This window comes from Flavobacterium sp. YO64, from assembly GCF_004119505.1.
GTDB lineage: Bacteria > Bacteroidota > Bacteroidia > Flavobacteriales > Flavobacteriaceae > Flavobacterium > Flavobacterium oncorhynchi.
This window is the reverse complement of sequence record NZ_NRQV01000024.1, coordinates 23912-36492: the sequence shown is the minus strand read 5'-3', so window position 1 is coordinate 36492 and position 12581 is coordinate 23912. Positions and strand designations below refer to the sequence as shown.

Below are 12581 nucleotides of genomic sequence, written 5' to 3'. Positions count from 1 at the left end.
CGGAGGGCTTTTTTTCTAAAAAGACATTTTTATTCAATTATAATTTCAAAAAAAATGAATACTAGTAAAATATTTCGAGCCCTTCTTTTTTTCGCAGTAATAATAGCTTTCCATTCTTGCAGTGTACAAAATAATGGAATTGTAGCACATCGCGGCGCATGGAAAAAGAATAATCTTCCAGAGAATTCTATAGCAGCTTTAAGACACGCTATCGATTTGAAAAATGCAGGTTCTGAATTTGATGTTTGGAGAACTGCCGATGATTCTCTTGTAATCAATCACGATGCACATTATAACAAATTACTTATTGAAGAAACGAATTACGCAGATCTGATAAAGTTCAAACTTTCCAACGGAGAGAAACTGCCAACTCTGCATGAATATATTTCAGAAGGGATTAAAAACAACAAACAAACTCTTTTAGTCTGTGAAATAAAACCATCAGAAATAAGTAAAGAACGAGGAAAAAAGACTGCTTTGAAAGTGGTAGAAACCATCAAAGAGCTAAAAGCTGATAAAATTACCTGTTACATTAGTTTTGATTATGAAATATTAAAACAAATTAGAGCAGTTGATCATAAAACCGTTTTGCAATATTTAGAAGGAAATAAATCACCAAAAGAAGTAAAAGCGGACAATATTAATGGCATTGATTATCATTATTCAGTTTTCAAAAAACATCCAGAATGGATTAAAGAAGCCAAAGAAAACAATATTATTCTAAATGCTTGGACCGTTAACGAAGCTTCTGATATGGATTGGATTATCGAGAGCAAGTTTAATTATATAACGACAAATGAGCCAGAGCTTTTGGCACAAAGAATAAAAGTGAAAAAGTAGTTTTCAAGTAAAGCTTAATTCAAAACAAGGCAAATCTTCTTGTTTTTAAACTTTAAAAATCAAAAAATGAAAAATAGATATACACTACACTTAAAAGTGCTTTCGTTGCTTTTAATAGTTAGTTCAATCGGTTGGGCACAAAACACTAATATTCCTGGTAAAACAGAATGGTTTGATCCAAATAAACCCGCAACAACCTATTGCAATCCTATAAACATTGGATACAATTATACAACCGAAAATCATAATGGTATTCCAGTATCTCGACGTTCAAGCGCAGATCCTGTTATTATTACCTTTAAAGGCGAATACTATTTGTTTGCCACAAATCAGGCTGGCTTTTTCTGGAGTAAAGATATGTCTGATTGGAAATTTGTTTACGGAAGTTTTCAAAGAAAACCTGCAGATGATGATCAATGTGCACCAGCAGCTTGGGTTGTAAACGACACCTTATTTTATGTAGGTTCTACTTGGAAAAGAGATCATCCAATCTGGAAAACCGATGACCCAAAATCGGGTCAATGGCTGCGACATGTTGATAAAGCAATGCTGCCAACATGGGATCCTGCCATTTTTCAAGACGATGATAAAAAAGTATATATGTACTACGGCTCAAGCGGAAAATTGCCGCTTGTAGGTGTAGAGGTAGATTACGATACGTGGCTTCCGAAAGGGAATCAAGCTGATTATGCAGAATTGTACAAAGCTACTGAAGTAGAAGATATTCAAAAAGTGTACGGTCAAGTAAAAGAAGTTGCAATTTTAGATCCTGCAAATCATGGATGGGAGCGTTTTGGACCAAACAATGATATGGAACCAGCGCCTTGGGGTAATTTTATTGAAGGTGCTTGGATGACAAAACACAACGGAAAATACTATATGCAATATGGTGCACCAGCAACAGAATTTAAAGGTTATGCAAACGGAGTTCATGTTGGCGATAATCCGTTAGGACCTTTTACTTACCAAAAACACAATCCGATGTCATACAAACCAGGCGGATTTGTAATTGGTGCAGGTCACGGAAATACATTTGCAGATAATTATGGAAATTATTGGAACACAGGAACATGTAAAATATCTATTAAAGACCGTTTTGAGCGTCGTATTGATATGTTTCCTGCAGGATTTGATAAAGATGATGTAATGTATTCAATAACTTCTTATGGAGATTTCCCAATTGTACTTCCAACAAGTCAGCGCGATCAAACAAAAGGAGCCTCATCAGGATGGATGCTGCTTTCGTACAAAAAGCCAGTAACCGTTTCTTCATCTGAAGAATGTATGGAAGTCGAAACACACAGAATGGATAACGGAGGTAAAAAAGTATATGAAAAGTTCTGTTATGGTCCTGAAAATTTAACCGATGAAAATATCCAAACCTATTGGTCAGCCAAAACAAGTGATTCTGGCGAATGGCTTCAAATGGATTTGGGAAGACCAATGGAGATAAAGGCGCTGCAGATTAATTATGCAGACCATAAAGCAACACAATACAACAAGGCAATGGATATTTATTATCAGTATAAAATATTCATGTCTGATGATGCTCAAAATTGGACATTAGTTGTAGATAAATCTAAAAATGCAAAAGACGTTCCACATGATTATGTTGAGCTTACAAAGTCAATAAAAGCGAGATATATTAAGATGGTTAATATTCATAATGCATCAGGTTTATTTGCAGTTTCAGATTTCAGAGTATTTGGAAACGGATTACAGGCAAAACCTAAAGCTGTTGCATCTTTTAAAGTAGATAGAAAAGCAGCTGATTCACGTAATGCAATGATTTCGTGGAAAAAACAAACAGATGCAATAGGATATAATATTTACTACGGAATTACTCCAGATAAATTGTACAACAGCATCATGGTTTACGGTGAAAATACATATGACTTTAGAGGTTTAGATAAAGGTACAAAGTACTATTTTACAATTGAAGCTTTTAATGAAAATGGAATAGGAGATAAAGCTAAGCTTATAGAAGTAAAATAGGTTTATTATAATAAAAATAGAGGAACTCCAATTGCAAACAAAATAGGTTTGCGATTGGAGTTTTTTTTTGAGAAAGGTTTAAGGAAAAACGCGAACAGTTCTAAAAGAATTTTGTTCCTTTGTGATCTAAGCTAAAAAAAACTCAAACAAAAGACCAAAACGCTATAAAAACTATGAAAAAAACGATTCTTTTAACTGCTTTAATTTTAAACGGATTGACATTATTTGCCCAATCAAATGACGAGAAAAACATCAAATTATTCTATAAAAAAGCTTTAACCGAAGCAAAATGCTATTCTTGGTTAGAATATTTGTCTAATGATATTGGAGCGCGATTATCAGGCTCGGCTACCGCAGAAGAAGCAGTTCAATATACCAAAAGACAATTAGAAAGTCTTGGACTTGATAAAGTATATTTACAGGAGGTTATGGTGCCTCACTGGGTGCGCGGCGAAAAAGAAACTGCTTTTATTCTTGACGGAAAAGTGAAAACTGCTGTTCCAATTTGTGCTTTAGGAGGATCTGTAGCAACAGCAAAAACAGGACTTACTGCAGAAATTATAGAAGTGCAAGGTATTAAAGAATTAAGTGAATTGGGAGCTGATAAAGTAAAAGGGAAAATTGTGTTTTACAATAGACCAATGAATCCTGAAAATATCGAAACATTTACTTCGTACGGAGCTTGTGTAGATCAAAGATATGCTGGCGCAAAAGAAGCTGCTAAATTAGGAGCTGTAGGAACCATTGTTCGTTCGATGAATTTACGTTTAGACGATTTCCCGCACACAGGAGCGCAAAGTTACGGAGATTTGAAAAAAGAAGAATATATTCCAACAGCAGCAATTAGTACAAATGGTGCCGAATTGTTGAGTAAATCTTTAAAAAGGAATCCAGCTTTAAAATTCTATTTTAAACAATCATGCGAAACTTTGCCAGATGCATTATCTTATAATGTTATTGGAGAATTAACAGGAACAGTAACTCCAGAAAACATTATGGTTGTAGGCGGACACCTAGATTCTTGGGATTTAGCAGACGGTTCTCACGATGACGGAGCAGGAGTAGTACAAAGTATGGAAGTCCTTCGTATACTTAAAAACTTAAATTATAAGCCAAAAAATACAATTCGTGTTGTATTGTTTATGAATGAAGAGAATGGCGGAAGAGGCGGAGCGAAATATGAAGAAGTTTCAAAACAGAAAAAAGAAAACCACATTTTTGCATTAGAAAGCGATTCAGGAGGATTTTCTCCAAGAGGTTTTTCTATAGAAGCTGATGATGCTAATTTGAAAAAAATTCAAGGATACAAAGATCTTTTTGAACCTTATTTGGTACACAGTTTTACAATTGGTCATGCAGGTTCAGATATTGGACATTTAACGTCTAAAGCTATCGTTAAAGCAGGTTTAAAACCAGATTCACAACGTTATTTTGATTATCATCATGCTGCAAATGATAAATTTGATGCTATCAATAAAAGAGAATTAGAACTTGGAGCGGCAACAATGACGTCTTTGATGTATCTATTAGATCAAAACGGAATTGAATTACCGAAAGCGAATTAAGATTTAAAATCTATAATATATAAAAAAGACTGTCATTTTTGACAGTTTTTTTTTGATATAAATAATCCTAGAGAGATAATGTATTTATAGAAGGAATAATTGTGTTGTTTAAAAGCTCCAGCGGTGTGGCATATATAAACAGAAAATAATTATGTCGCTCCGCTTGAGCTTTTTGACTTTGTGTAATTGTTATTCTAAAAATATTATGCTTCTCTGAAGCAAAGATAACTTTAAGAACCAAGTGAGAATCCCAGAGGGATGAAACATTTATAGAATAGAAGAATCGTGTTTTTAAGAAAGCCCTAGACGGGCGACATATGTTTTGGGATAATTAAATGAATGATTTATAATTTGTATTTAAAGTTTCATCACAATCAAATAATACAAAAAGGTTACTGGAATATTAGAAAGCAGTATTAAAATCTTAAGTGCAATCTCTTTTCGATATTCCGGTAAATGAATAAATCGATCCGTTAGATTCACTAACATTATAATATTTACTATTATCGCAGAAGATGCAAACGGCCATGCAATAACTAATACATTCGGACTTTCATTCGAAATAATATAAAGTACAAACAAGATCGTACTAATAATAAAAGTGCCAACAGCTAATTCAGTTGATTGCTTTTCTTCAAAAGGTTTGCGATGAGTTGTTTTCATAAATTAAATTTTAAATGATTGCTGAATAATATAAATTGGTTTTAAAAGCATTTTTGAAAAATCAAGATAATGGAATGGAAGTGCTCGTTTTCCTCTTTTGTACTGCTTTATAAAGTACTGTAGTTTGTTTGGGTAAAAAAACGTTCCAGAGAGTATAACCATAAACAAATACAGACTTCGCTTCCCGTTTCCTAAAAGATAATACTGCATTCCAATTTCTTCATATACAGAAATACCCGTATTTGTCAAGACATGAATAATGTCATGATCTTCCAGTTTTTCTTGTATGTCGAAATGGTTCTTATAAAGAAAATTTCCCAATCCAAGACCTAGACTTCCTTCTGGATAATCCATTAATTGTGTTTTATCAATTTCCCAAGGTTCATTCTTTTTAAAATATTTTTGATAGGGCTTTTTACTGCATTCATAAAGTTTTTCAATTAGATAATCTCTCATGAATATATTTTTTAAAGTTCTTTGAAATTCAAAGTGAAATAGTAAATAAAAAAGCCAATTGATTTCTCGAATTAGCTTTTTGCTGTTTTTTAATAATTATCAACTACAGTTTTTAGCAAACTCGAATCTGAAAGGTCAGAAGGAGCAACTACTTTTTCTTGAAGTGGAATTTCATTACCATATCGTTCTTTTAATATTTTTTGAACCCTGACATCAGTTAAATTAAAATCTTTTAGTTCTCTTAATTTCGAAAGCTCAATGTCTGCAGCATTTTTGTAAATTTTCCAAACCAGTTCTGAACAATAAATTCTATTATCCGTCCATTCAAAATAAGAATCATATTCTTTGCCGTCAAATTGCTGACTGTAGTCTTTCATTTTTTGAAGAACAGCAGGAGTTAAAACAGCATTGTCTTTTAATCTTTTTACCACATATTTATTGTCTTTTCCGTGCTGAATCCAATCCTCAAACGGAGTCAATTTTACAGGTTGAACCGCTTCAAAGACAAACCATTTTCCGTTTATATCGTAGATAATACCACAATGCGAGAATTTTGAGTTTGTGGCAATTCGCACCGCTTCGCATTGAGGAGATTGTGATGTTTGAAAAATAATATCACCATCCTGAATTTTACTCACAGCCTTATTTTCTGTTTTCGCTTTAGAAGAAAAGGGATTATTCGGAAAAACAGACATTGCTACAAATAAAGCAAGACCAAAGCTTAGTAGAAATGTAATGCCGAGAAATATATATTTTTGTTTTTTCATTGGTTTTATAATTGAAAGCTAAAAGTACTTTTTTAGATGTTATATCTAATTTGTTTTGATAAAAAATTAACACAACTAAAAAGAACTTTGAATTACAAAGTAAATAATAAAAAAAATAGTTACCAAATAAATGATAACTATTTTTAATTCTTTTTCTTACGAAATATTAGATTCTGAAAATACCGCCAACAGCAATAATTCTTTGAAAAAAGAAAAAGTCTTGTGAAGCCTTATCTTCATTACTTACTGTAGTTCTAATATCCTGCATATTGATGTAACCGCCTTTTAACTCTCCTTGAATATAGAAGTGTTTGAAAAAAGTAACATTGATACCCGCTTTTGCCGAAACACCGTAACCAGAAATATGAAAATCATCGTGACGATCTTTTCCTAATAAAGTTGTATTTGTTTTAGGATATAAAAGTCCAACACCTAAACCTTCAGTCAAGTTAATTTGTACCTTATCTATATTTGGCAGACCAAACCATTTAGAAACATCATCAAATCTTGAAACCTCAGTATTAATGTAGTTTAAACCGTCAGTATGCTCATAAATTAAGAAAGGAGTATCAGTGCTTCCCGGAGGCATACCACCTTCTTGTGCGCCGCCTATAGACATATCTACAGGTCTGTTATTGTAAACTCCATTGTAAATAGAGCCAGCTTGATCAGTAGGTAGATCGATGTATCCGTTAACGTTTGCAATTTGATTCTGAGACATTACATATTTCATATGATCAACACCAATTGTTACGCTGTAATGATCACTAAAAAAGTAACCCAATCTCAAGTTTGTCTGAGGGATAGTCATGTTTACAGGATTAACATAATCAACATGCCAGCCTTTCGGTTTATCATGAGCCTTCATATTTTCAACTGTAAAGTTGTAATCTTTACCTCTGAAATTTACATCAGAGTTAGAGTAACTTTCTCTGTTTCCGCCCCACATAACAAAGAATTTCCCTTTGTTATGAGCTGCGTATTTTTGTACCGGAATTTCCTCTTGGGCAAATGTGCTTAAAGAAACACAAATCAAGAAGAAAAATAGAAATTTTGTTTTCAAAGAACTTAGTATTATAAATTTAGAATGAGTTAACTGTTTTTCTGATAGCAACTAATTTTGTCATTAAACCTTCAAAATAGTCTAAATGAAGCATATTAGCACCATCACTTTTTGCATTTGCAGGATCAAAATGAGTTTCGATAAAAATACCATCAACACCTACGGCAATACCAGCTTTAGCAACCGTTTCGATCATATCAGGTCTTCCGCCTGTAACTCCTGCTGTTTGATTTGGCTGTTGCAGCGAATGTGTAACATCTAGAACAGTAGTTGCATATTGCTGCATAGTAGGGATTCCTCTATAATCAACAATCATGTCTTGGTAGCCAAACATAGTACCGCGATCAGTAACCATAACATTTTCATTATTACAGTCTAATACCTTTTGTACTGCATGTTTCATACTTTCAGGACTCATAAATTGTCCTTTTTTCAAGTTTACTGTTCTTCCAGTATTTGCAGCTGCCACAACTAAATCAGTTTGGCGAACTAAGAATGCTGGAATTTGTAAAACATCAACGTATTGTGCTGCCATATCAGCATCTTCATTAGTATGAATGTCTGTAACTGTTGGAACGTGAAAAGTTTCAGAAACTTTTCTTAAAATTTTTAAAGCTTTTTCGTCTCCAATTCCAGAAAAACTGTCAATTCTAGAACGATTTGCTTTTTTAAAAGATCCTTTAAATACATAAGGAATTTGAAGATTGTCGGTAATACCAACTAATTTTTCAGCAATTCTAAGAGCCATTTCCTCTCCTTCAATAGCGCAAGGGCCCGCCAATAAAAAGAAATTTCCGCTGTCAGTATGCTTAATTTGTGGAATATGTTGTAAGTTCATAAAATTATTTTTTTGCAATGCAAAGGTAGTCATGATTTATGAATAGCAGATGAAGATTTAAGATTATTTTAAGAACGCGAATAACTGGCTAAGAGCTTAGTAGAATTAAACGAATTTCAAAAAAAACTTTTGAATAATTATATGCTTTTTTCATGACAATATTAAAGCATGAAAAGAAACTAATAAATGACATTTATCATGTTCTAAAGTTTTGCAGTTTGCATATGTTTTCCAAGATTATGAGCAATCTTAGTTAGAAAATATTCCTGCTATTTTTTACTAAGGAATATTGTGTTATATCATGTTCCTTTTTGTTCTCCATCTTTTAACTACAAATTGAATTACAATAATTAAAATTAGAATGAAAAGTAGAAAGAAACAGGCTGCAGCTATTCCAACGAGCGGCATACCGCATCTCACAGGATATGGTTCATATTGTTTTCTAAGATTATAATCTGCAATATTAAAAGCTGTAAAAGAGAATACAATTTGTAATATAAAATTTATCCAAGAAACAATTTTGAATTTTAAAGAAACAGGTTTATAGATAGAAAATGTTCCCAGTATTAATTGAGAAAGTACTGGAAAAATTATGAGAAGTAAAGGTAATATATTGAGCATTTTACTTTTACTCCTTTTTTAAAGTCAATCCCAGCGGAACCATCAAAATACCTTTTTCGTAAATGTTCAAATACAGTGTTATAGGTTTTTTTTGCCCTTCCCAGGTCAATTCGTAGACATTTAAAAATCCAGCACCCATATCACTTCTTTTGGTAGGAAACGGGCAGCATGTTTCTAAACGTTTATAAGTTATTTTTTCACCATTTGGCCCCGCTAAAGCATTTAGAAAACGAATTTCGTTTGTAGCTTCATCTTTTGTGTTTCTAAAAAAAATATTTACAGGATAATCAGGATCATAACCGTACTTTTTGTCTTTGCTGAATAGCGAAATGACAAAAGTATTGTTTTTACCTAATACCAAATCAGGTGCATTATCATCTACATTTTTTAATGTTGATTTTGTGCTGATACAGGATGATACAGTAATTAGTAAAATAATGAAAAGAGCTGTTTTTTTCATGATGAGATCTATTTTGGTCGTACAAATGTAAAAGGTTTTTTTGCTGAATAACTTGATTTAAAGAAGAAATAAGTATCTGGATCAAAATACTATTCAACCTTCTTCGGATTCAGTTTTAATATACCAATTACAATCAGATATTGTGCCACAAGATAAGTGAGCATGATAAAAAAGGAACTTTTCTCAATTGGGTTGTAAAATTTGTTAATTGCCAAAATGCTGTCAGAAATAACAAAAACAACCGCACCAGAAAAAACTAGTTTGTTGCCTGGTTCATTCCAATTTAAAAGTCCGTTGTAAGCAAACAAAAGCATAATCGAAATTACGCTGGCGTAAACAATTACAGGTATTTTCAAATCGCCCAAAGAAGGCAATAATACAGATAACATTCCAATTAAATAACAAGCAATTAATATGGTGCCAATTCCTATCGCAATACTGTTCTTTTTTAAATTTCGTTTAGTCTGACGATTAAAAAGTATACAATAAACGATGTGAGAAATTAAGAAAGAAACTAATCCGAGAATAAAATAAATTTCGGATATATCTGAAAAAAGCAATATTACATCACCAATCCACGAGAATATTAAGGCAGTTAAAAGAATATTTTTAGTTGGAAAATTTTTATAAAAATAAACCCCAAAAATTAAAATCGGTATCAATATCGGCTTTAAAAAAAAGTTTAAATTTTCATGTCCTAAAAATAGAATAAGCAGATAAACAGTGCTAAAAGCAACATATATTTTAAATAAAGTAGAATTTTTCATTTTGTGGTTAATGTATTTATGGGTTGGTTTTGGATCGTTTTAAAATCAATTGTTATAAAGTATATCGATACTAAAAAGGATAAACTTAGGTAACCTAGAATGATATAATTACTTAGATAAAAAACTTGATTTAAACCAAACCAATCACCATAATAAGTAATAATTGCTGCTGCAACGGCTAAGCGCAAACCTTCCCAAAAAACAGCGTACTTACTCTTGTCCATTAATTCACAGTAACTGTAAATAGTTATTAAAATGAAAAAACCGTAGATAAAAATGTTTGGAAGTCCAATTTTAGCAATATTATCAAACAAATAACTCACAAACAAAAGTGTTACTAAAAGTTGTGCAACTGACCAGTAAATTAGTTTTTGAGAGTTTTGTGTACCGTATTTCTCAAAATCAAAAACATTTTCGATTTTATTTACAGGATATTTTTCCTCAAAATTCTCTGGACGCCATCCAGTTGGTTTGAACCAAATGGTAAGTTTGTCTTTCCAATTCTCGGCGCGCCATGCATCCTTAATTAGTAACGTTAGATGCTGAAAGTTTATTTTTATTGGATTCCACGTATTAGCAGGTCTTGTGATTCCAAAAACTGGTGGAACATCATCTAATTCAGCCTGAAAAGTACCAAAAAGTTTATCCCAAAAAATAAATATCTGTGAATGGTTTTTATCTAAATATTCTGGATTTATGGCATGATGTACTCTATGATGCGATGGTGTAACAAGAATATGTTCAATAATTCCCATTTTTTTGATGTGTTTAGTATGATACCAAAACTGCAGGAATAAATGAAGCGGAAGTGTAATGGCAATTACTGAAGCGGGAACTCCTAACAATGCGGCAGGAATTAATAAAAATGTAAATAAGTTAGCTAAACTTGCTATAGGCTGGCGCAATGCACAGGCAAGATTAAACTCTTCACTGCTGTGGTGAATAGCATGTTTATTCCAGAAAAGATTAATTTGATGTGCCCAGCGATGGCTCCAATAACCATAAAAGTCGATAACAAAAAAGGCTATGATATAAGAGAAAACAGTAGCTTCTTGATGAAAAAGAGCGATTTTAGAAACCATCCATTCATAAGAAATAAAAGTCAGGCTTAGTCCTAAAACATCTTTTACAGAATTTGTTATACCAGAACTAATACTAGACACGCTGTCTATCAAAGGTGCAGTATCGTTTTTTTTGTAAATGCCGTATATTTTTTCAATTACTATTAAAGCTAAAAAAACAGGCATCGCAATAATCAATATTTTTCCGTATTCTTCCATAAAAAAACATTCTATTTTATTTCAAATATAAAATAAAATAGAATGTTTTTTAAATTATTTGCAATTAAACAATTTCAGCGCTCAATCCAGCTTCTAAAAGTTGTGTGCATTGTGGTTTTAATTTGTCAATTGGGCCTGTTTTTACGGTGCATTTTCCGTTATAATGTACAATTAGAGAACATTGTTCGGCCTGCTCTGCCGTGTGACTGCAAACTCGCATTAAAGTATCAATTACATGATCAAAAGTGTTTACATCGTCATTGTAGACAATAATTTCGTTATTGAAATTTACTGCTTCCTTTTCACGGACTCTTTCTCTTACTTTTTCTTTAGTACTCATTGTTTTTAGGTTTTTGTACTGTTGCAATTACTAATTTACGTATTTTAATGAAACCCAGTTGTTTCTTTGAAATTTTTTAACATATGTCAGCCCTTTTTCAGTGCATGAAGCGTCGATAAATGGAACATCTTCTTCATAAAAGCCGCTAAACAAAATAATTCCTTTAGGATTTAAACTATCTACATAAGCCTGCATGTCGTTTAAAAGAATATTTCTGTTGATATTAGCGATAATCAAATCATATTTTTTGCCTGCTAATAAAGCCGCATCGCCTTCGTAAACGGTAATATGTTTACAATTGTTGCGTTCAGCATTTTCGATTGAATTTAAATAACACCAATTGTCAATATCAATAGCATCGATAGGTTCAGCACCTTTCATTTCAGCAAGAATCGCTAAAATTGCAGTTCCGCAGCCCATATCAAGAGTTTTTAGACCTTTTACATCCATTTCTAGTAAATGCTGAATCATCATGTGCGTCGTTTCATGATGACCAGTTCCAAAACTCATTTTTGGTTCAATTACAATATCAAATTCGGCATCAGTTTTTTCGTGAAAAGGAGCGCGAACATGGCATTTTCCATCAACATCTATCGCTTCAAAATTCTTTTCCCATTCTTCATTCCAATTTACCTGATCGATTTCTTCAATTGTATATTCAATTTTAAACTCTTCAGATTGTAAAATATAAATATCATCTAGAATATTCTCATCCCATAAATCTTTCTTCACAAAAGCCGAAATTCCGTTGTCCGTTTCTGTAAAACTTTCAAATGCTTTTTCACCTAATTCAGCTACTAAAATTTCTGATCCAAGCTCTTTTGGTTCAATCGTAAAATGATACCCTAAATATATATTTGACATAAATAAATTTTTTGCAAAGGTAAGAATACAAAGCAGAATTTGTTCATAAATAAATCATATTC

13 protein-coding genes are annotated in these 12581 nt (G+C 32.3%); 3 read left to right on the top strand and 10 right to left on the bottom strand.

Annotated elements, in window-relative coordinates; genetic code table 11:
- The first annotated feature begins 54 nt into the window (after positions 1–54).
- The 3 genes from BOW57_RS16005 to BOW57_RS15995 all read left to right on the top strand — a co-directional run bounded on the left by BOW57_RS16005 (position 55) and on the right by BOW57_RS15995 (position 4400).
- A complete protein-coding gene (locus BOW57_RS16005; RefSeq protein ID WP_129055694.1) occupies positions 55–840 on the top strand; it encodes a glycerophosphodiester phosphodiesterase family protein in 786 nt (261 codons plus the stop codon).
- A gap of 66 nt (positions 841–906) precedes the next feature.
- Complete coding sequence (locus BOW57_RS16000; protein ID WP_129055692.1) at positions 907–2835, top strand: family 43 glycosylhydrolase; 1929 nt, start codon at positions 907–909, stop codon at positions 2833–2835.
- Between the two features lie 173 nt (positions 2836–3008).
- Positions 3009–4400 (top strand): M20/M25/M40 family metallo-hydrolase, encoded by a 1392-nt coding sequence (locus BOW57_RS15995; RefSeq protein ID WP_129055690.1) that lies wholly within the window; start codon positions 3009–3011, stop codon positions 4398–4400.
- Positions 4401–4757: 357 nt separating this feature from the next.
- Here the strand turns inward: BOW57_RS15995 and BOW57_RS15990 are convergent, their stop codons facing one another.
- The 10 genes from BOW57_RS15990 to prmA all read right to left on the bottom strand — a co-directional run bounded on the left by BOW57_RS15990 (position 4758) and on the right by prmA (position 12519).
- Positions 4758–5063: a hypothetical protein gene (locus BOW57_RS15990; RefSeq protein ID WP_129055688.1), complete on the bottom strand. Its 306-nt coding sequence runs from the start codon at positions 5061–5063 to the stop codon at positions 4758–4760.
- 3 nt (positions 5064–5066) lie between these two features.
- Positions 5067–5519 (bottom strand): hypothetical protein, encoded by a 453-nt coding sequence (locus BOW57_RS15985; protein WP_129055686.1) that lies wholly within the window; start codon positions 5517–5519, stop codon positions 5067–5069.
- An 89-nt stretch (positions 5520–5608) separates the two neighbouring features.
- Complete coding sequence (locus BOW57_RS15980) at positions 5609–6286, bottom strand: YiiX family permuted papain-like enzyme (RefSeq protein ID WP_129055684.1); 678 nt, start codon at positions 6284–6286, stop codon at positions 5609–5611.
- 166 nt (positions 6287–6452) lie between these two features.
- A complete protein-coding gene (locus tag BOW57_RS15975; protein ID WP_129055682.1) occupies positions 6453–7349 on the bottom strand; it encodes a hypothetical protein in 897 nt (298 codons plus the stop codon).
- 19 nt (positions 7350–7368) lie between these two features.
- Positions 7369–8187, bottom strand: a complete 819-nt coding sequence (gene kdsA / locus BOW57_RS15970) for a 3-deoxy-8-phosphooctulonate synthase (protein ID WP_129024589.1) — start codon at positions 8185–8187, stop codon at positions 7369–7371.
- Between the two features lie 628 nt (positions 8188–8815).
- Complete coding sequence (locus BOW57_RS15960; protein ID WP_129055678.1) at positions 8816–9268, bottom strand: 2-dehydro-3-deoxyphosphooctonate aldolase; 453 nt, start codon at positions 9266–9268, stop codon at positions 8816–8818.
- 89 nt (positions 9269–9357) lie between these two features.
- Positions 9358–10035, bottom strand: coding sequence for a lysoplasmalogenase (locus tag BOW57_RS15955; protein ID WP_129055676.1), 678 nt, complete (start codon positions 10033–10035; stop codon positions 9358–9360).
- Positions 10032–11315, bottom strand: coding sequence for a sterol desaturase family protein (locus BOW57_RS15950; protein WP_129055674.1), 1284 nt, complete (start codon positions 11313–11315; stop codon positions 10032–10034). Before BOW57_RS15950 ends, BOW57_RS15955 begins: the two co-directional genes overlap by 4 nt.
- A 64-nt stretch (positions 11316–11379) precedes the next feature.
- On the bottom strand, positions 11380–11655 hold the full coding sequence (locus BOW57_RS15945) for an ATP-dependent Clp protease adaptor ClpS (protein ID WP_089052270.1): 276 nt from the start codon (positions 11653–11655) through the stop codon (positions 11380–11382).
- A gap of 30 nt (positions 11656–11685) precedes the next feature.
- A complete protein-coding gene (prmA, locus tag BOW57_RS15940; protein ID WP_129055672.1) occupies positions 11686–12519 on the bottom strand; it encodes a 50S ribosomal protein L11 methyltransferase in 834 nt (277 codons plus the stop codon).
- Positions 12520–12581 lie beyond the last annotated feature (62 nt).

Excerpts from the sequence above, each read along its gene's own strand:
- BOW57_RS15985 (WP_129055686.1), bottom strand. The coding sequence starts at position 5,519 with ATGAGAGATTATCTAATTGAAAAACTTTATGAATGCAGTAAAAAGCCC.
- BOW57_RS15950 (WP_129055674.1), bottom strand. The coding sequence starts at position 11,315 with ATGGAAGAATACGGAAAAATATTGATTATTGCGATGCCTGTTTTTTTA.
- prmA (WP_129055672.1), bottom strand. The coding sequence starts at position 12,519 with ATGTCAAATATATATTTAGGGTATCATTTTACGATTGAACCAAAAGAG.
- BOW57_RS15995 (WP_129055690.1), top strand. The coding sequence starts at position 3,009 with ATGAAAAAAACGATTCTTTTAACTGCTTTAATTTTAAACGGATTGACA.
- BOW57_RS15960 (WP_129055678.1), bottom strand. The coding sequence starts at position 9,268 with ATGAAAAAAACAGCTCTTTTCATTATTTTACTAATTACTGTATCATCC.
- kdsA (WP_129024589.1), bottom strand. The coding sequence starts at position 8,187 with ATGAACTTACAACATATTCCACAAATTAAGCATACTGACAGCGGAAAT.
- BOW57_RS15990 (WP_129055688.1), bottom strand. The coding sequence starts at position 5,063 with ATGAAAACAACTCATCGCAAACCTTTTGAAGAAAAGCAATCAACTGAA.
- BOW57_RS15955 (WP_129055676.1), bottom strand. The coding sequence starts at position 10,035 with ATGAAAAATTCTACTTTATTTAAAATATATGTTGCTTTTAGCACTGTT.
- BOW57_RS15945 (WP_089052270.1), bottom strand. The coding sequence starts at position 11,655 with ATGAGTACTAAAGAAAAAGTAAGAGAAAGAGTCCGTGAAAAGGAAGCA.
- BOW57_RS16000 (WP_129055692.1), top strand. The coding sequence starts at position 907 with ATGAAAAATAGATATACACTACACTTAAAAGTGCTTTCGTTGCTTTTA.
- BOW57_RS15980 (WP_129055684.1), bottom strand. The coding sequence starts at position 6,286 with ATGAAAAAACAAAAATATATATTTCTCGGCATTACATTTCTACTAAGC.
- BOW57_RS16005 (WP_129055694.1), top strand. The coding sequence starts at position 55 with ATGAATACTAGTAAAATATTTCGAGCCCTTCTTTTTTTCGCAGTAATA.